The following is a 19288-nucleotide window of genomic DNA, read 5'->3' on the forward strand; positions in this document are numbered from 1 at the left end:
GGCCGGCCGCTGGCCGGCAACCTCACGATCTTCGCCCACCCGTGTTGGGTTGCCGGCCAGCGGCCGGCACTACCGCGCGGAAGCCGGGCCTATGCCCGGCTCGGGCGGCGTTACACCTGCAGCAGCTTGCGGGCGGCGGCGCGCGCTTCCTTGCTCACTTCCACGCCGCCGAGCATGCGCGCCAGCTCTTCCTCGCGCGCCTTGTTGTCCAGCTTTTCCACGGCGCTCTGGGTCATGCCTTCCACCGGGGCCTTGCTGACCCGGTAATGGGCGTGGCCCTTGGAGGCGACCTGCGGCAGGTGGGTCACGCACAGCACCTGGCGCTTCTCGCCGAGCGCGCGCAGCTTCTGGCCGACGATGTCAGCCACCGCGCCGCCGATGCCGGAGTCGACCTCGTCAAACACCATGGTCGGCACCGCATCCAAGTCCAGCGCGGCCACTTCGATGGCCAGCGAGATACGTGACAGTTCACCGCCCGAGGCCACCTTGCGAAGGGCGCGCGGCGGTTGGCCGGCGTTGGCCGCCACCAGGAACTCGACGCGCTCGGCACCCTGCGGGTCGGGCTTGCCGCTGTCCTGTGGCTCCAGTTCGATCAGGAACTGGCCGCCGCCCATGCCGAGCTCGGCGATGATGCCGGTGGTGGTGGCCGACAGTTCGGCAGCAGCGCTGCGGCGGCTGGCGGTCAGCACTTCAGCCTGTACGCGCCAGGCGGCGGCGGCCTTGTCGATCTCGCCGGCCAGGCGCTGCAGGCGCTCGTCGGCGCCACGCAGCTGCTCCACTTCGGCATGCATGCGCTCGCGCTGTGCGCCCAGTTCGTCCATCGGCACGCGGTGCTTGCGGGCCAGGTCGTGCAGGCGGCCGAGGCGGCGCTCGTTCTCCTCGAACTGTTCCGGGTCGGCATCCAGATCGTCGTGCACGCGATCAAGCAGCGACAGGGCTTCGTGCAGCTGGATCGAGGCGTTCTCGATCAGGCCGTCCACTTCGCCCAGGCGCGGGTCGTGCTCGATCAGGCGCGACAGCTCGTGGCGCACCTGCTGCAGCAGGTCCAGCGCAGAGCTGCCGTCATCGCCGTTGAGCTGGTTGCTGGCTGCCTGGCAGGCGCTCAGCAGGGCGCTGGCGTGGGCCTGGCGACGGTGGCTGGCGCCAAGCGCGGCAATCGATTCCGGCTCAAGGTCCTCGCGGTCCAGTTCGCGCAGCTGGTGCTCCAGGAAGCCGATCCGGTCACTGACGTCGCCCTGTTGCGACAACGCCAGCGATTCATCGACCAGTGCCTGCCAGGCCGCGGCGGCGTGGCGCACCTGGCGGCGCTCGTTCTCGTTGCCGGCATAGGCATCCAGCAGGGCCAGCTGCGACGGGCGCGCCAGCAGCGCCTGTTGTTCATGCTGGCCGTGGATCTCCACCAGCAGCGAGGCCAGGTCGCCCAGCTGTGCCAGTGTCACCGGGCGGCCATTGATCCAGGCCCGCGAGCCGCCGTCGGCGCGGATCACGCGGCGCAGCTGGCATTGGTCCTCGTCGTCGAGCTCGTTGTCGGCCAGCCACTGGCGGGCGGCCTGCAGCTGCTCCAGCGCGAACTCGGCGGAAAGCTCGGCGCGTGCGGCACCATGGCGGACCACGCCGCTGTCAGCGCGCAGGCCGGACAGGAAGCCCAGTGCGTCGACCATCAGCGACTTGCCGGCGCCAGTCTCGCCTGAAACCACGGTCATGCCTGGCCCGAACTCCAGTTCGGTGGCGCGGACGACGGCGAAATCCTTGATCGAAAGATGTCTGAGCATGGGTAAGGGGGTGTCAGCAGCCGCGCAACGCTAGCACGCGGGCGCGGGAGGTCCAATGACTTGCCAAGGCGATGCGCCGCCATTATCTAGTGTCCGTGTCTCACAGGTTGATTCCATGCACGGTTCTCCCGACCAGCTTGCCCCGCGTGCGCGCCACCTGCTGCGCACGCTGATCGCGCGATATATCCAGGACGGCGAGCCGGTCGGCTCGCAGACGCTGGCGCGCGTGGCCGGCCTGGAGGTCAGCCCGGCCACCATCCGCAACATCCTGGGCGACCTGGAGGATCTGGGCCTGCTGGCCTCGCCACATACGTCGGCCGGCCGCGTCCCGACCGCGCATGGCTACCGGGTGTTCGTCGACAGCCTGCTGCAGATGCAGCCGCCGGGCGAGGGCGAGCTGGCCCGGTTGCGCCAGGAACTGGCCGGTGGCGGCAGCACCCAGGCCCTGCTCGGCAGCGCCTCGGAGCTGCTGTCGGCGATGAGCCACTTCGTCGGAGTGGTCAGCGCACCGCGGCGCGAGCAGTTCGCCTTCCGCCAGATCGATTTCGTGGCGCTGGACGGGCGCCGGGTGCTGGCGATCCTGGTATTTGCCGACAACGAGGTGCAGAACCGGGTGATCGAGACCCGGCAGGAGTTTGCGCCAGGCCAGCTGGAGCAGGTCGCCAACTACCTCAATGCGCATTTCGCCGGCCTGCCGATGGCCGAGATCCGTACCCGCCTGCTGCTGGAGCTGCGCGACGCCCGGTCCGAACTGGAGCAGTTGCTGGCCCACAGCATCGAACTGGCCGAGCAGGCCCTGCAGCCGGCGGCCGACGACATGCTGGTGGCCGGGCAGACCCGCTTGATGGGAGTGCAGGACCTGTCCGACCTGGAGCGCCTGCGCGAACTGTTCGAGCTGTTCTCCAGCAAGCGCGAGATCCTGCAGCTGCTGGAGCGGACCATCCAGGCGCCGGGGGTGCGCATCTTCATCGGCGAAGAGACCGGAATGATGCCGCTGCAGGGCGTCTCGCTGGTCACTGCCCCGTACACCGCCAATGGCCAGGTGCTGGGCGTGCTGGGCGTGATAGGTCCCAAGCGGATGGCCTACGACCGGGTGATCCCGCTGGTCCAGGCCACCGCCGATGTGCTTGGCGCGGCCTTTTCACCGGCCGGACGCACGCCGGGAACATCCGACGCTTGAAACGCAGCATCCCGCCCACACTAGGGTGGGTGGAGGCGGAGAGTGACCGCCAGGGACCCAGACATGAACCACGAACATCCAGATATCGAATCCCAGCAGAGTGCCGCCGATGCGGCTGCCACCGCCGGCGTCAACGACGAAGTCGAGCGCCTGCGCGCCGAAGTCGAGCAGGTCAAGGCCGATGCGCTGCGTGAGCGCGCCGACCTGGAAAACCAGCGCAAGCGTGTTGCCCGTGACATCGAGCAGGCCCGCAAGTTCGCCAACGAGAAGCTGCTGGGCGAGCTGCTGCCGGTGTTCGACAGCCTGGATGCCGGCCTGAAGGCCGCCGGCGACGACCCGCACCCGCTGCGCGAAGGCCTGGAGCTGACCTACAAGCAGCTGCTCAAGGTCGCCGCCGACAACGGCCTGGCGCTGCTGGATCCGATCGGCCAGCCGTTCAACCCGGAACACCACCAGGCCATCAGCCAGGTGCCGACCCCGGGCGCTGCCCCGGGCAGCGTGGTGACCGTGTTCCAGAAGGGCTACCTGCTCAACGAGCGCCTGCTGCGGCCGGCGCTGGTGGTGGTGGCCGCCGACTGATCCGGCAGGGCCGGGCGGCGGACAGACCCGTCACCCGACCCGACGCTGAACGCGCCGGATCGTCGGAAACACAGCGTTCGGGAGGTGGCTTGAATGTTCCACGGGCCTCCCCCACATCGTATTCATCCACCGGCCGAACGGCCGGACTGACCCCAACAAGCATCCTCAGGAGTCTCCCCCATGGGCAAGATCATTGGTATCGACCTCGGCACCACCAACTCGTGCGTGGCGATCATGGACGGCGGCAAGGCCCGCGTCATCGAGAATTCGGAAGGCGATCGCACCACCCCGTCGATCGTCGCCTACACCAAGGACGGCGAAGTCCTGGTCGGTGCCTCGGCCAAGCGCCAGGCCGTGACCAACCCGAAGAACACCTTCTATGCGGTGAAGCGCCTGATCGGCCGCAAGTTCACCGATGGCGAGGTGCAGAAGGACATCGCCCACGTCCCGTACAGCATCCTGGCCCATGACAATGGCGATGCCTGGGTCGCCACCAGCGACGGCAAGAAGATGGCCCCGCAGGAAATCTCGGCCAAGGTGCTGGAGAAGATGAAGAAGACCGCCGAGGACTTCCTCGGTGAGAAGGTCACCGAAGCGGTCATTACCGTGCCGGCCTACTTCAACGACAGCCAGCGCCAGGCGACCAAGGACGCCGGTCGCATCGCCGGCCTGGACGTCAAGCGCATCATCAACGAGCCGACCGCGGCTGCGCTGGCCTATGGCCTGGACAAGGGCGACAACAAGGATCGCAAGATCGTGGTGTACGACCTGGGCGGCGGCACCTTCGACGTCTCGGTGATCGAGATCGCCAATGTCGACGGCGAGAAGCAGTTCGAAGTGCTGGCCACCAACGGCGACACCTTCCTGGGTGGCGAAGACTTCGACAACCGCGTCATCGAGTACCTGGTTGAAGAATTCAACAAGGACCAGGGCATCGACCTGCGCAAGGATCCGCTGGCCCTGCAGCGCCTGAAGGATGCTGCCGAGCGCGCCAAGATCGAGCTGTCCAGCGCCCAGCAGACCGAAGTGAACCTGCCGTACGTCACCGCTGACGCGTCGGGTCCGAAGCACCTGAACATCAAGCTGACCCGCGCCAAGCTGGAAGCACTGGTGGACGACCTGATCAAGAAGTCGATCGAGCCGTGCCGCGTCGCCCTGAACGATGCCGGCCTGCGTTCGAGCGACATCAGCGAAGTGATCCTGGTCGGCGGCCAGACCCGCATGCCGAAGGTGCAGCAGGCGGTGACCGAGTTCTTCGGCAAGGAACCGCGCAAGGACGTCAACCCGGACGAAGCCGTGGCACTGGGTGCGGCGATCCAGGGCGGCGTGCTGGGCGGCGACGTCAAGGACGTGCTGCTGCTGGACGTGACCCCGCTGTCGCTGGGTATCGAAACCATGGGTGGCGTGTTCACCAAGATCATCGAGAAGAACACCACCATCCCGACCAAGGCCTCGCAGGTGTTCTCCACCGCCGAGGACAACCAGTCGGCCGTGACCGTGCACGTGCTGCAGGGTGAGCGCGAGCAGGCCCGCTTCAACAAGTCGCTGGCCAAGTTCGACCTGTCCGGCATCGAGCCGGCCCCGCGTGGCCTGCCGCAGGTGGAAGTGTCCTTCGACATCGACGCCAACGGCATCCTGCACGTGTCGGCCAAGGACAAGAAGACCAACAAGGAACAGAAGGTCGAGATCAAGGCCGGTTCGGGCCTGTCCGAGGAAGAGATCGCGCGCATGGTTGCCGACGCGGAAGCCAACCGCGAGGAAGACAAGAAGTTCCAGGAACTGGTGCAGGCCCGCAACCAGGCCGACGCCCTGATCCACGGCACCCGCAGCGCCATCACCGAGCACGGCAGCAAGGTCGGCGGCGATGTCATCGGCAAGGTCGAGGCGGCGCTGGCCGACCTGGAAACCGCGATGAAGGGCGACGACAAGGCACAGATCGAAGCCAAGTCGAAGGCACTGGAAGAAGCTGGCCAGTCGCTGTTCGCCGCTGCTTCGGCCGACCAGGGCGGTGCCCCGGGTGCCGACGCCGGCAATGCCGGCAAGGCGCAGGATGACGTGGTCGACGCTGAGTTCACCGAAGTCAAGGACGACAAGAAGTCCTGATCCGGACCGACGCGGGACGCTGGCCACCAGCGTCCCGTTGCCGCATCAGGGTCCTGACCGCCTACCGGCGTGTCGGGGCGCCCGACGCAAGAGCGGACCTGGTTCCGCTCTTCCGCTTTGACGAATCCCGACGTTCCGGAACCCGATTCACGATATGAGCAAGCGCGATTACTACGAAGTGCTGGGCGTTGCCCGCACCGCCACCGACGAAGAGCTGAAGAAGGCCTACCGTCGCTGCGCGATGAAGTTCCACCCGGACCGCAACCCGGGCGATACGGCGGCCGAAGCCTCCTTCAAGGAGTGCAAGGAAGCCTACGAAGTGCTGTCCGACGGCAACAAGCGCCGCATGTACGACAGCCACGGCCACGCCGCGTTCGAGCACGGCATGGGCGGCGGTGGTCCGGGCGGCCCGGACATGAACGATATCTTCGGCGATATCTTCGGCAACATCTTTGGTGGCGGCGGTGGTCCGCGCCAGGCCCGTCGCGGCGCCGACATCGGCTACGTGATGGAGCTGGACCTGGAAGAAGCCGTGCGCGGCGTCGAGCGCCGCATCGAGATTCCGACCCTGGCCGAGTGCAGCGACTGCGATGGCAGTGGCTCCGAGGACGGCAAGGTCGAGACCTGCAACGTCTGCCATGGCCGTGGCCAGGTGCGCATCCAGCGCGGCATCTTCGCCATGCAGCAGGCCTGCCACAACTGCGGCGGCCGTGGCCAGATCATCGCCAAGCCCTGCAAGACCTGCCACGGCAACGGCCGCGTCGAGGAAGACAAGGTGCTGTCGGTGAAGGTGCCGGCCGGCGTCGATACCGGCGACCGCATCCGCCTGCAGGGCGAGGGCGAAGCCGGTCCGGCCGGTACGCCGCCGGGTGACCTGTACGTGGAAGTGCGCGTGCGCGAGCATGCGATCTTCCAGCGCGATGGCGACGACCTGCACTGCGAAGTGCCGATCCGCATCTCGCAGGCGGCACTGGGTGACACCGTGCGCGTGGCCACCCTTGGCGGCGAAGCGGAGATCCGTATCCCGGCCGAGACCCAGACCGGCAAGCTGTTCCGCCTGCGCGGCAAGGGCGTGCGTTCGGTGCGCAGCCGCAGCGAAGGCGACCTGTACTGCCGCGTGGTGGTGGAGACGCCGGTGAACCTCACCAACGAGCAGCGCAAGCTGCTGGAACAGTTCGAAGCCACCTTCGTCGGCGAGGAAGCGCGCAAGCATTCGCCGAAATCGGCCACTTTCATCGACGGCGTGAAGGGCTTCTGGGACCGGATGACGTCCTGAGTTTTTCAACCGAAGCGTTGAGCGGAAGCGCCGGGCCATGCCCGGCGTTCTCGTTTGCGATCCGCGATGGTTTCCGCCGGGCATGCGCCGCGATGGTGGATCCACGCCATGCGTGGACGGCGTTACCGGAAAAACGCCGCAGGTGTCTGCCCCAGCTGGCGCTTGAACATGCTGGTGAACGCGCTGGGGCTGTCGTAGCCCGTCGCCAGCGCGACATCGATGACCTTGTCGCCGACGGCCAGCCGTTCCAGTGCGGCCAGCAGCCGCGCCTGTTGTCGCCACTGCCCGAAGGTCATGCCCAGTTCGCTGGCGAAATGGCGCTGGATGGTTTTCACGTCCACCTGCAGGGCCTGCGCCCAATCCTGCAGCGTGGCGTCGTCGCCGGGATGCTTCTGGATGTGCTGGCAGATCCGCTGCAGGCGCGGGTCGGTGGGCGAGGGCAGGTGCAGCGGCAGCACGTCCATGCGGTGCAGCTCGTCCAGCAGCAGGCGCACCACGCGGCCGTCGCGGCTGTCGTCCACATGCGCGGTCTCGATCAGGCTGGCGGCCAGCAGCAGCTCGCGCAGCAGCGGCGCCACCTGTACCGCGAACGCTTCGTCCGGCAGCTGCGGCGCGAAGTCCGGCTCCACGTACAGGCTACGCATGTGTACTTCGGCGATGCAGTCCACCGCATGGGCCGTGCCGGCCGGGACCCAGATCGCGCGGGTTGAAGGCACTACCCAGCGGCCGCCGTCTGCACGCACCACCATCAGTCCGGACATGGCGAACACCAGCTGGTGACGCCGGTGCCGGTGGGGCGCGATGTGGGTCCCGGGCTTGTAATGGCGGGCGCGGCAGGTCACTGGGCGGTGCACCGGAACCTCGTTCCACGGCGCAGTCTCGCGGACCTGGCAGGGGATGTCCTTTTTGCGATATGCCATGACCCGAACGCGGCAGAAGGGAGGGGGAGTTCACCGTAGCATGCGTGGCTCGCCCCCAACCTGACTGTATCCATGTCGACCCTGGCTTCTCCCGCAACCACCTCACGCCCGGTGGCCCCCGGCGTGCTGGCCGCCATTTCCACCTCGCACGTCGTCAACGACATGATGCAGTCGCTGATCCTGGCCATCTATCCGGTGATCAAGGGCGGCTTCAATCTCAGCTTCACCCAGATCGGCCTGATCACGCTGACCTACCAGCTCACTGCGTCGATCTTCCAGCCGTTGATCGGTGTAGCCACCGACCGCCGCCCGGCACCGTATTCGCTACCGATCGGCATGGCCTCGACCTTGTGCGGCATGCTGCTGCTCGGCTTCGCGCCGAACTACGCGATGGTGCTGCTGGCAGCGGCAATGGTCGGCATCGGCTCGGCGATCTTCCATCCGGAGGCCTCGCGCATCGCGCGGCTCGCCTCGGGCGGCCGTCATGGCTTCGCACAGTCGGTGTTCCAGGTGGGGGGCAATTTCGGTACCGCGTTGGGCCCGCTGATTGCGGCGGCAGTGATCGTGCCGTACGGCCAGCATGCCGCGTCGTGGTTCGCAGGCGCGGCCCTGATCGGCATCGCATTGCTGACCTATGTTGGCCGCTGGTACGCGTTGCATCTGGGCACGCCGCGCCCGGCCAGTACCGCCTCGATGGCGCCGCGCCATCCACCACGCACGGTGGCCAAGGTGCTGGCGATCCTGCTGGTGCTGATCTTCAGCAAGTACTTCTACATGGCCAGCATCGGCAGCTACTTCACCTTCTACCTGATCCACCATTTCGGCATTCCGGTGGCGCAGGCGCAGCTGCACCTGTTCGCGTTCCTGGTGGCGTCCGCCGCTGGCGGCTTCCTCGGCGGCCCGTTGGGTGACCGGATCGGCCGCAAGCCGATCATCTGGACCTCGATCCTCGGCGTGGCGCCGTTCGCGCTGATGCTGCCGCATGCCGACCTGTTGTGGACGACGGTGCTGGCGGTGCTGATCGGCTTCGTGCTGTCTTCGGCGTTCTCGGCGATCGTGGTCTATGCGCAGGAGATGATGCCGCACCGCATCGGCATGGTGTCCGGCCTGTTCTTCGGTTTCGCGTTCGGTATGGGCGGGCTGGGTGCCGCCGTGCTCGGCCTGCTGGCGGACAGGACCAGCATCGAGTACGTCTACCAGCTGACCGCGTTCCTGCCGTTGCTGGGCATCGTGGCGGCGTGGTTGCCGCCGTCGCGGCCTGCTGCTCACTGAGGGGGTTTGGTTTGCAGGGCTTGCAGCCCTGCACCCGCAGAGGCAACGGCAACAGCCGAAGCGCGCTATCCGTGGATTGGCGGGGTGGGTCCGGTTGCGGGGGACGCCGTAAATACGTCCATGTAGGCCCGGTCGCCGCTTGCTCGTGTGCGCTGTCCTGCGCACACGGCAAGACCGGGGTTGGGCGTCCTGCCCAACCCGCCCGAGGCATGCCTCGGGTCCATGCGGCTCACGCCCCCGCAACCGGACCCACCCCGCCTTCGACAGTGTCCTGCGATTTGTCGGAACGGTGTACTGCTCTGGTAGGTGTCGACCTTGGTCGACACGGTAGACCCATGCCATGCGTGGATGAATTCATTCGATATCTGACAGATGTGTCGACCAAGGTCGACACCTACCAACAGCCGCATGAACCTGTCGAAGGCGGGGCACTGTGGGTTGGCGGGGTGTGAGCCGCATGGATGCGGCGACCAAGCCCCCATGGACGGGTTTACGGCGTCCCCGCAAACCCACAGTGCCCCGCCATCCCACGGAATGCCGCTCTGGCTTTGGCTCTTGCCGTTGCATTGAGCAGGTGCAGGGCTGCAAGCCCTGCCGAACACTCCACCGGGCGTAGAATGCGGCCATGAGCGAATCCCTTGATAACCACCTGGTCCACGGCCGCCGCCAGCGGCCCGACGGCCCGTCGCCGATCGATGTCATCTCGGTCCAGTCGCAACTTGTCTACGGCCACGCCGGCAACAGCGCTGCCGTACCGCCGATGCGCGCGCTGGGCGTGCGCGTGGCAAGCATTCCGACGGTGCTTCTCAGCAACGCGCCGTTCTACGACACCACGCGTGGCCGCGTGCTGCCGGTCGACTGGTTCGCCGACCTGCTGCTGGGCAGCCACGAGCGTGGCCTGCCACAACGGGCGAAGATGCTGGTCTCCGGCTACTTCGGCAGCACCGCCAACGGCGCCGCCTTCGCCGACTGGCTGGACGGGATCCTGCCGGCCTGCCCGCAGCTGCGCTATTGCCTGGACCCGGTGATTGGCGATACGCACACCGGCCCCTACGTGGAACCCGGGCTGGAAGCGATCTTCGCCGAGCGCCTGTTGCCGCATGCCTGGCTGGTGACGCCGAACGCTTTCGAACTGAATCGCCTGACCGGCATGCCGGCGCTGGCCGAGGCCGATGCCATCGCCGCCGCGCGCACGCTGCTGGATCGCGGCCCGCATTGGGTGATCGCGCACAGCGTGGGCGGCACCCCGGGTGAACTGGTGACCCTGGCCGTCGGCCGCGAGGAAACCTGGCGCTGGACCTCGCCGCTGCTGCCGGTGGACGTGGCGGGTACCGGCGATGTGCTGATGTCGCTGGTGGTGTCGTTCCTGCTGCGCGGCGAATCGATGCAGCAGGCGATTTCGCGTGCGATTGCCGGCACCCATGCGGCGCTGGAGGCGACCCTGGACAACGGCTTCGAGGAATTCGACGTGGTCGCCGCCGCGCCGGCGGCGCTGGCCGAAGGCACGCGCTTCCGCGCCGAACGCGTGGCATGAGCGGCCTGGACCCACGCACGCCGCGCACGGTCGGCATCATCGGCAGCGCTGGCGCCTACGGGCGCTGGCTGACCCGCTTCTTCCAGCAGCACCTGCAGTTGCAGGTGATCGGCCACGATCCGGCCGACCCAGGTTCGCACACGCCGGAACACCTGCTGGCGCAGGCCGATGTGCTGGTGTTCTCGGCACCGATCCGGCACACCCCGGCGTTGATCGCCGAGTACGTGCGGCAATCGGCGGGCCGCGAGCAGGGCAGGCTGTGGCTGGATGTGACCTCGGTAAAGGAGGCGCCGGTGCAGGCGATGCTGGCGTCGCGGGCCGAAGTGGTCGGCCTGCACCCGATGACCGCGCCGCCGAAGGCGCCGACCCTGAAGGGCAGAGTGATGGTGGTCTGCGAAGCGCGGCTGCAGCTTTGGCAGGCGTGGGTCGATACGCTGTGCGCCGCGCTGCAGGCCGAGTGCGTGCGGGCCACGCCGCAGCACCACGACCAGATGATGGCGCTGGTGCAGGCGATGGTGCATGCCACCCATCTGGCCCAGGCCGGCGTGTTGCGCCAGTACCAGCCGCAGCTGGGCGATCTGGCTGCGATGATGCCGTACCGTTCGGCATCGTTCGAGCTGGATACGGCGATCATTTCGCGCATCCTGTCGCTCAACCCTGCGATCTACGAAGACATCCAGTTCGGCAACCCGTACGTGGCGCCGATGCTGGAGCGGCTGGTGGGCCAGCTGCAGGCATTGCAGGCGCAGGTCGTGCAGGGTGACGACGGTGCACGTGGTGCATTCCGCGAGCAGCTGCTGTCGGCCAATCGCACTGCCTTCGGCGAGCAGGCGCTGGCGGAAGGCAACTACACGTTCGAACGCGTGGGCTATCTGCTGGCTGACCTGACCGAGCGCAACGCGCTGTCAGTACACCTGCCGGAAGATCGGCCCGGCTCGCTGCGCGAGCTGCTGAACGTGTTCGAGCAGCATCGCATCAGCCTGGCCTCGATCCATTCCTCACGTACGCCTGGTGGCGAAGTGCACTTCCGCATCGGGTTCATCGCCGGCAGTGATCCGGCAGCGATCACCCGGGCGGCCGCGGAAGTGGACGCCAGCGGCATCGGGCGGGTGCTCGGCTGACCACATTCATCCACAGGCGGTGTGGATGGATCCTGAGCAAACGTGTGGATAACCTCTCTCAGCCCTTGCTGGCAAAGGCTGTCAAGATGCCTGGCGAAAAATTGGCCACGCTTTTTTGTAGGGTCGAACCATGCTCGGGTGCTTTTGGCCAAAAGCGCGTCGACCAAGGTCGAAACCTGCCAGAGCGGAGGATGGAGATCCGGTAGCGCGAGCGCGGAGCAGCACGAATGCGGTAGCGCCGGGTCGTGCCCGGCGAACCTCAAATCGTCAACCGCAGTTCACCACCACTGGTGGTGAACTCGCGCCCATTGCGCACCAGCTGGCGCCCGTCATCCAGCTCATAGCGCGGCGTGGCTTCGGAGTGGTGCCCGCTGCCGTTCGCCTCGGGCTTGAATTCGATGATGATGTGGCTTTCGCCATTACTGTCGACGGCGGGGAACTGACGGAACGACATCGCGTACCTCCTTCAGCGGATGCTGCGGGTGCGGGGCCAGCTTGGTCTTGCCGATGTTAGCCGGCCGTCATCAATCGATGAACTGCAGTCGTGCCAGTTCAGCGTACAGTCCGCCTTCGGCCAGCAGCTGCGCATGGGTACCTTCGGCGACGATGCGGCCCTGGTCCATCACCACGATGCGGTCGGCCTTGAGCACGGTGGCCAGGCGGTGGGCGATGACCAGCGTGGTGCGACCGGCCATCAGCCGCTCAAGTGCCTGCTGCACGCCATGCTCGCTCTGCGCATCCAGTGCGCTGGTGGCCTCATCGAGCAGCAGGATCGGCGCATCCTTCAGCAACGCGCGGGCGATCGCCACGCGCTGCTGCTGGCCACCGGACAGGCGTGCGCCGCGCTCGCCCAGTTCACTGTCGTAGCCTTGCGGCAATGCCCGCAGGAAGCCATCGGCCTCTGCTGCACGTGCGGCGTCCTCGACCTCGGCGTCGCTGGCCTGCAGCCTGCCGTAGCGGATGTTGTCGCGTGCACTGGCTGCGAACAGCGTCGGCTGCTGCGGTACCAGTGCCAGCTGCGCGCGCAGCTCGGCCGGATCGACCTGGCGCACGTCGATGCCATCCACGCAGATGCGGCCGCTGGCCGGATCGTGGAAGCGCAGCAGCATCGACAGCACCGTGCTCTTGCCTGCGCCCGACGGGCCGACCAGGGCCACGGTCTCACCCGGGCGGACATGCAGGTTGAAGTGGTCTAGCGCGGCCTGGTCCGGGCGCTGCGGGTAGTGGAACACCACGTCGTCGAACTGGATTTCGCCGCGTAGCGGTTGCGGCAGTGCGCGCGGCTGCGCCGGCGCACGGATCTCGATGTCTTCCTGCAGCAGCTCGCCGATACGGCCCATGCCACCGGCCGCACGCTGCAGCTCGTTCCACACTTCGGCCAGGGCGCCCACCGAGCCGCCGCCGATCAGCGCGTACAACACGAACTGGCCCAGCGTGCCGGCACTGAGGCGGCCGTCGATGACATCGTGCGCGCCCAGCCACAGCACGCCAACGATGGCGCCAAACACCAACAGGATGGCACTGGCGGTAACCAGCGATTGCGCACCGATGCGCCGGCGTGCGGCACCGATGGCATCGCCCAGCGCCTTGTCAAAGCGCCCGCGCTCATAGGGCTCGCGCGCATGCGCCTGCACCGTGCGCACGGCGCCCAGCGTCTCGCTGGCCAGGCTGTTGGCATCGGCGATGCGGTCCTGGCTGCTGCGCGCAACCGTACGCAGCTTGCGCGCGCCGACGATGATCGGCAGCACCGCCAGCGGGATGCCGAGCAGTGACCACGCGGCCAGCCGCGGGCTGGTGACGAACAGCATCGCCAGGCTGCCGACCACGGTTACGCTGCTGCGCAGGGCGACCGACATGGTCGAGCCGACTACGCTGCGCAGCAGTTCGCTGTCGGCGGTCAGGCGCGAGACCAGTTCGCCGCTGCGGCTGCGGTCGTGGAAACCGGCGCCGAGCTGGATCAGGTGTGCATACAGGCGGCTGCGCAGGTCGGCGACGACCTTCTCGCCCAGCAGCGACACGAAGAAGAACCGTGCGGCCGTCGCCAGTGCCAGCACCACCGCCACCAGCATCAGCAGGGCGAAGGCACGGTTGATCTGGCCACCGCTGGTGAAGCCGTGGTCGATCATCTGCTTCACGGCGGGGGGCAGGCTCAGCGTGGCGGCCGAAGAGACCGCCAGGGCCAGCAGCCAGGCGGTGAACAACCCGCTGTGGCGGCGCACGAACGGCCACAACGTCCGCAGGCTGCCAAGGCGGCGCAGCGGCGGGGTCGAGGCAGGGGCGTCGTCCTTGTCAGTCATCCTGGTTGTCGTCTTGTATGCGGATACGGTCACGGGTGGCGTCGCGCAGGCGGATTTTCAATGCATCGACCTGATCGGCCGGCAATTCGGCCCGCAGGCACACGCCGTTGGCATCGAACTGTTCATCGAGTTTCCCGGCGCCGAAGGCGGGCAGGGTGGCGTGCAGGGTGCCCAGATCCTCGAAGCCGGCCAGCAGCTGCAGCCGGGCCATCGCCACCAGCGGCAGGCGGGGGGCGGTGCGCAGGCACTCGGCGGCAGCGCCACCGTAGGCGCGCACCAGTCCACCGGCGCCCAGCTTGATGCCGCCGAACCAGCGCGTCACCACCACCATCACACGGTCGAAACCCTGGCCATCGACTGCCGCCAGGATCGGTCGTCCGGCCGTTCCAGCGGGCTCGCCATCATCGCTGGAGCGGTAGTCCTGGCCGTACCGGTAGGCCCAGCAGTTGTGGGTCGCGTCGGCTGCTGCAACCTGCTGCAGGATCGCCATGGACGCTGCGGCGCTGTCGATCGGCGCAGCATGGACGATGAAACGACTGTGTTTGACTTCCAGCGTGTGGCTGACAGGCTGGGCGAGGGTATCGAGCATTCCCGTCATTCTACGGGGTCGCCGGAGGTCACGTTCTGCTTCAGTCGTCCAGCAACGGGCGCAGGTCGCGCGGCAGGCGGGCTTCCGGATACTGCTGCACGTAGCGCTCCAGGCTGGCGCGGGCCAGATCGCGCTGGCCGTCGTCGCGTCGCGCGCGGATCTTCTGCAGCCACTGCCGGCGCGGCAGTCGCGCGTCGGCGTCCACCTCGGCCTGCACGGCATCCGCGCTCAGGCCCGCATCGCTGCCGCGGCGCATGATGCCCGGTGCGGAACGGCTGGGCGCCTCACGCTTCATCGAGGTGATCTCCACCCGATCCAGCGCCTGCGTCCGCTCGGCCTCGGCGGCATTGGTTGCCGGTGCCGCGGCCGTGCGTGCTTTCATTGCCCCGGACGCTGCTGGCGCGAATGCCGGTGCGAGTGCGGGTGCCGAGTAGGCGGCCGGTGCAGGTGGCGCTGGCGGTGCTGCAGCCGGAGCGGGCGGGAGCGCCGCAAAGGAGGTGTCGGCGGGCGCATCCGCGGCCATGGACCGTGCAGCCTGGGCCGGCGCTTCAGCGGTCTTGGCCGGCGCAGGCTTGTGCGCACGCGCGATGGCCGGTGCCGGGGCAGCGGAAACAGGGGCGGACTCGGGTGCTGCCGGAGCAGCGGCTGGTTCCGCAACCGCCACTGCGCTGTCGGCTGAACCACTTCCAGCGGCCTGATCGGCAGCCGCGACGTCTTCTGCCGCAGCCGGTGCTGCGGCAACAGCAGTCTCGCCCGCCGGAACCGGTGGCGGTTCAGGACGCAGCTGCCAGGCGATGCCGATGGCGAACACCATCGAAGCGGCGATGCCGAACACCGCCGGCCAACGCGGGCCTGTGCGCTGCTTGCGCGGCGCCTCGGGAGAGGCAGCAACATCGGTACCCGGAGCGTCAACCGCGGCACGCGCCGCGGCCAGGATGGCGGCGTCCAGTGCGGCCGGTGGTGCCTGCTCGGCGCGACGGCCGAGCAGCCGGGCCAGCTCGCGTTCTTCCGGCGTCAGCGGTTCGTCTCGGTTCATGCGTTCAATCCCGCACGCAGCTTGTCCATCGCATAGCGCAGCCGCGATTTCACGGTTTCCCGGCCTACGCCGGTGATCTGGCCGATCTCCTCCAGGCTCAGTTCCTGATCCAGCCGCAGTTGCAGCACTTCGCGCTGCTCGGGCGGCAATTGCTCCATCGCCAGCTGGATGCGGCGACGTTGTTCGAATTCGGAAAGTTCGGCTTCCGGGGTCTGCCCGTCCTCGATCGCGGCCAGGCGCAGATCGGCGTCGGCCGGCGCTGCAGGGCGATGGCGGGCGGCGCGCCAATGGTCGTTCAGGCGGTTGTGGGCGATGCGGAACAGCCAGGTGCTGAACGCTGCTTCGGGCTGCCACCCGGCACGGGCGCTGATCACCCGCTGCCAGACGTCCTGGAAGATCTCCTCGGCCAGCGCGTTGTCGCGCAGTTGGCGCAGCAGGAAACCGAACAGTCGCTTGCGATGGCGCGCATACAGGCTTTCGAACGCGTGCAGGTCGCCGCCGGCCCAGGCCAGCATCAAGGCTTCATCGGTTGGCAGTGCGCTGGCTTCCACGGCGTACAGGGTAAGGCCTGCAGGCGATGGCGCATAGCCGGTGGCAGGGGCGGGCAGGGCGAGGGTCATGGCTCGGAAGGGGCTGCGGACGGCAGGAAAAACGTACGGGCGCACGATTCGGGGTTTACGGGCTTCCATTGCCCCCCGGGTGGCGCGCTATGCTCGTCGGCTCAGGGGAGGCGACGCATCGACGGCGCCAAGAGATTGTCATTTGTCCACGCATGCTGAACCGGCGGAAGAGCCACCACACGAGGCCGTGCTGAGCACGGCGCTGGTGCGCGCGTTGCATGCGCTTTTGCCGGAAACGGCCTTGGTCCGCGTCGGCTGGGACGACCCGCAGCTCGGGCGTGGTCAGGGCGGGTGGCCGGCCGGCGGGGCGGCAGGCGCGTTCACTGCGCCGGGCATCGGCGAGGGCTCCCATGGCTGGGAACATGACGGTGCACGCCTGCAGCTGTCGGTGGAAGGCGCCGTGCCTTCCGCGGCGTGGTGGGGGCTGGCCCGTCAGGCCATGGAACTGGCACTGCAGCGTGGCCGCCAGGCCGGGCAGATCAAGGCGCTGGAAGAAGCTGAACGGTTGCAGCAGGCGCTGTTCCAGATCGCCGATCTGGCCGGCGCCGATCTGGAAATGTCGGAGATGCTGCGTCACGTGCACGGCGTGCTCGGCACGCTGATGTATGCCGAGAACTGCTACATCGTTGAATACGATGATGTGCGTGACCAGATCCGCTTCCTGTACTTCGCCGACCAGGTCGACGATTTCGTCGCCGACCCGACGCAGAGCCATGACGCCGCCGAGATGCCGCGCAGCTTGACCGTCGCGCTGCTGCGCCATGGCGAGCCGCTCAGCGGACCCTCGCGCGAACTGCTGGCGCGCGTGGTCGAGCAGGAGCACGACCCGCAGCGTGGCCCCGAAAGCCTGGACTGGCTGGGTGTGCCGATGCTGCGCGATGGCCGGGTATGCGGCGCGATCGTGGTGCAGAGCTATGAGCTGGCGGCCCGTTATGGCGAGGCCGAGCGGGCGTTGCTGGGCTTTGTCGCGCAGCACGTGCAGACTGCGATGGATCGGCGCCAGGCGCAGGTCCGGCTGGAGCGACAGGTGGAGCGGCGTACGCTGGAACTGCAGCGCGCCAACCACAGCCTGCAGGATGAAGTGGCGGAGCGCCGGCGCGCCGAGCAACTGCAGACCGCGCTGTATAACATTGCCGAAATGGCGATGTCGGCCGACAGCCTGGCCCAGTTCTACGGGCAGGTGCATGGCGTGGTCGGGCGCCTGCTCGATGCGCGCAACTTCTATATCGCGCTGGTGAACGGAAGCGGCAACGGCCTGGACTTCGTCTATTCGGTGGACGAGCACAATGCCAGCCGTGCACCTCGTCCGTTCAGTCGCGGCCTGACCGAATACGTGGTGCGCAACCGGCGGCCCCTACTGGCCTCACGCGCCCAGATCGATGCGCTGCTGGCCAGTGGCGAGGTGCGTGAATCCGGCGCGCGCTCGCATTGCTGGCTGGGCGTGCCGCTGCTGCGCGATGACGAGGTGGTCGGTGCGATCGTGGTGCAGAGCTACAGCGAGAACAGTACGTTCAGCGTGCACGATCAGCGGCTGTTGACGTTCGTTGCGCAGAACATCGGAACCGGGTTGGCGCGCCAGCGCGACCAGCAACGGCTGCGTTTGGCGCATGCCGAACTGGAAAAGCGCGTGGAGGAACGCACGCGTGAGCTGGCCGAGGTCAACGAGAAGTTGCTCGGCCAGATCGGCGAGCGCCTGCGGGCCGAGCAACGCCTGACCCATCAGGCCATGCACGATGCGCTGACCGGCCTGCCCAACCGGCTGCACCTGCTCGATCGCCTGCAGGATGCGCTGGCGCTGGCCAAGCGCGAGGGTGGGCCGGTGTTCGCCGTGCTGTTCCTCGACCTGGATCGCTTCAAGCTGGTCAACGACAGCATCGGCCACGCCGCGGGTGACCGCATGCTGGTGGAGGTGGCCAAGCGCATCGTATCGATGGCCGGTGCCGATGATGTTGTGGCACGGCTGGGCGGTGATGAATTCGCGGTACTGCTGCAATGCCCGCAGGGCCTGGCACAGGCACTGGATTTCGGCCAGCGCCTGCTGCTGGCACTGCAGGAGTCGATGTGGATCGCCGGCCGCGAACTGTTCCCGTCCGGCAGCCTGGGCATCGCGCTGTGGAATCCGCGCTACCGTACCGGCGAGGAGCTGCTGCGTGATGCGGACGCGGCGATGTACCGGGCCAAGGCTCAGGGCCATGACCGCTGCGCGATCTTCGACGAGGACATGCGTGAACAGGCCATGCGCAGCCTCGACCTGGAAGCCGATCTGCGCCGCGCGATCAACAACCGTGATTTCGTTCCGTTCTTCCAGCCGATCGTGCGCCTGTCCGATGGCGAAGTGGTGGGACATGAGGCATTGCTCCGCTGGCAGCACGAGCGTCGTGGCCTGCTGTTGCCCGGCGCGTTCCTGGAGCTGGGAGAGGAAAGCGGCCTGATCGAACAGGTCGACTGGCTGATCTACGAGCAGGTCATCGCGCGCCTGGCCGAAGGTGGGCAGAGCTATGTCTCGGTGAACGTTTCGCCGCGCCATTTCCGCTCGGCCGAGTTCAGCGACCGCCTGTTCGGCCTGCTCGACGCGTGTGGCGCCGATCCGCGCCGGCTGCGGCTGGAGATTACCGAGGTCGCGCTGCTGGACGATGCGCCGCACACGCTGCGCATCCTGCAGGGCCTGCGCGAGCGTGGCATCCAGGTGCAGCTGGACGACTTTGGTACCGGCTTCTCTGCGCTGTCCTACCTGCACCGATTCCCGATCAGTACATTGAAGATCGACCAGAGTTTCATCGCCGGCCTGCACGGGCCGGAAGTGCAGAGCACGCGCGCGCTGGTCGAAGGCGTGCTGTCACTGGCCCGCACCCTGGGCATCGAAACCATTGGCGAAGGCATCGAGACCGAGGCGCAGCGGCAGACACTGCGCGAACTCGGTTGCGACTATGGCCAGGGATACCTGCTGGGCCGTCCCGCACCGTGGGCACGGACGCTGGCGTGAGCCACC

At 67.7% G+C, this 19288-nt stretch carries 15 protein-coding genes; 8 read left to right on the forward strand and 7 right to left on the reverse strand.

Annotated elements, in window-relative coordinates:
- Positions 1-110: 110 nt before the first annotated feature.
- Positions 111-1772 (reverse strand): DNA repair protein RecN, encoded by a 1662-nt coding sequence (recN, locus tag AC10QF_RS15585; RefSeq protein ID WP_069137859.1) that lies wholly within the window; start codon positions 1770-1772, stop codon positions 111-113.
- A gap of 115 nt (positions 1773-1887) precedes the next feature.
- On the opposite strand from recN, the gene hrcA reads away from it, so the two are divergent.
- The 4 genes from hrcA to dnaJ all read left to right on the forward strand — a co-directional run bounded on the left by hrcA (position 1888) and on the right by dnaJ (position 6910).
- Positions 1888-2952, forward strand: coding sequence for a heat-inducible transcriptional repressor HrcA (gene hrcA, locus AC10QF_RS15590; RefSeq protein WP_005416180.1), 1065 nt, complete (start codon positions 1888-1890; stop codon positions 2950-2952).
- Positions 2953-3015: 63 nt separating this feature from the next.
- The gene (gene grpE, locus AC10QF_RS15595; RefSeq protein WP_005416181.1) at positions 3016-3531 is read left to right on the forward strand and encodes a nucleotide exchange factor GrpE; all 516 of its coding nucleotides are present in this window, start codon (positions 3016-3018) and stop codon (positions 3529-3531) included.
- 180 nt (positions 3532-3711) lie between these two features.
- Complete coding sequence (gene dnaK, locus AC10QF_RS15600) at positions 3712-5634, forward strand: molecular chaperone DnaK (RefSeq protein WP_005416183.1); 1923 nt, start codon at positions 3712-3714, stop codon at positions 5632-5634.
- Positions 5635-5788: 154 nt separating this feature from the next.
- The gene (gene dnaJ / locus AC10QF_RS15605; protein ID WP_021202054.1) at positions 5789-6910 is read left to right on the forward strand and encodes a molecular chaperone DnaJ; all 1122 of its coding nucleotides are present in this window, start codon (positions 5789-5791) and stop codon (positions 6908-6910) included.
- A 122-nt stretch (positions 6911-7032) separates the two neighbouring features.
- Here the strand turns inward: dnaJ and AC10QF_RS15610 are convergent, their stop codons facing one another.
- Positions 7033-7830 carry an AraC family transcriptional regulator gene (locus AC10QF_RS15610; protein ID WP_494542475.1) on the reverse strand — a complete coding sequence of 266 codons (798 nt, stop codon included), beginning with the start codon at positions 7828-7830 and terminating at the stop codon, positions 7033-7035.
- 72 nt (positions 7831-7902) lie between these two features.
- Between AC10QF_RS15610 and AC10QF_RS15615 the strand changes: the two genes are divergently transcribed.
- The 3 genes from AC10QF_RS15615 (at position 7903) to AC10QF_RS15625 (ending at position 11757) form a co-directional block, all read left to right on the forward strand.
- A complete protein-coding gene (locus AC10QF_RS15615) occupies positions 7903-9102 on the forward strand; it encodes an MFS transporter (RefSeq protein WP_494542476.1) in 1200 nt (399 codons plus the stop codon).
- A 625-nt stretch (positions 9103-9727) separates the two neighbouring features.
- On the forward strand, positions 9728-10636 hold the full coding sequence (pdxY, locus tag AC10QF_RS15620) for a pyridoxal kinase (protein WP_111177245.1): 909 nt from the start codon (positions 9728-9730) through the stop codon (positions 10634-10636).
- Positions 10633-11757 (forward strand): prephenate dehydrogenase, encoded by a 1125-nt coding sequence (locus AC10QF_RS15625; RefSeq protein ID WP_494542477.1) that lies wholly within the window; start codon positions 10633-10635, stop codon positions 11755-11757. The genes pdxY and AC10QF_RS15625 overlap by 4 nt, the downstream gene beginning before the upstream one ends.
- Before the next feature lie 259 nt (positions 11758-12016).
- Here AC10QF_RS15625 and AC10QF_RS15630 read toward each other — a convergent pair whose 3' ends face one another.
- The 5 genes from AC10QF_RS15630 to AC10QF_RS15650 all read right to left on the reverse strand — a co-directional run bounded on the left by AC10QF_RS15630 (position 12017) and on the right by AC10QF_RS15650 (position 16194).
- Complete coding sequence (locus AC10QF_RS15630; RefSeq protein ID WP_005416191.1) at positions 12017-12211, reverse strand: hypothetical protein; 195 nt, start codon at positions 12209-12211, stop codon at positions 12017-12019.
- A 70-nt stretch (positions 12212-12281) separates the two neighbouring features.
- Positions 12282-14054: an ABC transporter transmembrane domain-containing protein gene (locus AC10QF_RS15635; protein ID WP_494542478.1), complete on the reverse strand. Its 1773-nt coding sequence runs from the start codon at positions 14052-14054 to the stop codon at positions 12282-12284.
- Entirely contained in the window at positions 14047-14643 is a 597-nt protein-coding gene (locus AC10QF_RS15640) for an IMPACT family protein (protein ID WP_494542479.1), read from the reverse strand. The genes AC10QF_RS15635 and AC10QF_RS15640 overlap by 8 nt, the downstream gene beginning before the upstream one ends.
- Positions 14644-14683: 40 nt before the next feature.
- Positions 14684-15679, reverse strand: a complete 996-nt coding sequence (locus AC10QF_RS15645) for a hypothetical protein (protein WP_494542480.1) — start codon at positions 15677-15679, stop codon at positions 14684-14686.
- The gene (locus tag AC10QF_RS15650; RefSeq protein ID WP_229298559.1) at positions 15676-16194 is read right to left on the reverse strand and encodes an RNA polymerase sigma factor; all 519 of its coding nucleotides are present in this window, start codon (positions 16192-16194) and stop codon (positions 15676-15678) included. Before AC10QF_RS15650 ends, AC10QF_RS15645 begins: the two co-directional genes overlap by 4 nt.
- 247 nt (positions 16195-16441) lie before the next feature.
- On the opposite strand from AC10QF_RS15650, the gene AC10QF_RS15655 reads away from it, so the two are divergent.
- Positions 16442-19282 carry a bifunctional diguanylate cyclase/phosphodiesterase gene (locus tag AC10QF_RS15655; RefSeq protein ID WP_494542481.1) on the forward strand — a complete coding sequence of 947 codons (2841 nt, stop codon included), beginning with the start codon at positions 16442-16444 and terminating at the stop codon, positions 19280-19282.
- Positions 19283-19288 lie beyond the last annotated feature (6 nt).

Source organism: Stenotrophomonas maltophilia complex sp. Om-AH-Sm3 (assembly GCF_059337855.1).

Bases quoted from the DNA above. Each gene is read 5' to 3' on its own strand.
- recN (WP_069137859.1), bottom strand. From the start codon at position 1,772: ATGCTCAGACATCTTTCGATCAAGGATTTCGCCGTCGTCCGCGCCACC.
- hrcA (WP_005416180.1), top strand. From the start codon at position 1,888: ATGCACGGTTCTCCCGACCAGCTTGCCCCGCGTGCGCGCCACCTGCTG.
- grpE (WP_005416181.1), top strand. From the start codon at position 3,016: ATGAACCACGAACATCCAGATATCGAATCCCAGCAGAGTGCCGCCGAT.
- dnaK (WP_005416183.1), top strand. From the start codon at position 3,712: ATGGGCAAGATCATTGGTATCGACCTCGGCACCACCAACTCGTGCGTG.
- dnaJ (WP_021202054.1), top strand. From the start codon at position 5,789: ATGAGCAAGCGCGATTACTACGAAGTGCTGGGCGTTGCCCGCACCGCC.
- AC10QF_RS15610 (WP_494542475.1), bottom strand. From the start codon at position 7,830: ATGGCATATCGCAAAAAGGACATCCCCTGCCAGGTCCGCGAGACTGCG.
- AC10QF_RS15615 (WP_494542476.1), top strand. From the start codon at position 7,903: ATGTCGACCCTGGCTTCTCCCGCAACCACCTCACGCCCGGTGGCCCCC.
- pdxY (WP_111177245.1), top strand. From the start codon at position 9,728: ATGAGCGAATCCCTTGATAACCACCTGGTCCACGGCCGCCGCCAGCGG.
- AC10QF_RS15625 (WP_494542477.1), top strand. From the start codon at position 10,633: ATGAGCGGCCTGGACCCACGCACGCCGCGCACGGTCGGCATCATCGGC.
- AC10QF_RS15630 (WP_005416191.1), bottom strand. From the start codon at position 12,211: ATGTCGTTCCGTCAGTTCCCCGCCGTCGACAGTAATGGCGAAAGCCAC.
- AC10QF_RS15635 (WP_494542478.1), bottom strand. From the start codon at position 14,054: ATGACTGACAAGGACGACGCCCCTGCCTCGACCCCGCCGCTGCGCCGC.
- AC10QF_RS15640 (WP_494542479.1), bottom strand. From the start codon at position 14,643: ATGCTCGATACCCTCGCCCAGCCTGTCAGCCACACGCTGGAAGTCAAA.
- AC10QF_RS15645 (WP_494542480.1), bottom strand. From the start codon at position 15,679: ATGAACCGAGACGAACCGCTGACGCCGGAAGAACGCGAGCTGGCCCGG.
- AC10QF_RS15650 (WP_229298559.1), bottom strand. From the start codon at position 16,194: ATGCTGGCCTGGGCCGGCGGCGACCTGCACGCGTTCGAAAGCCTGTAT.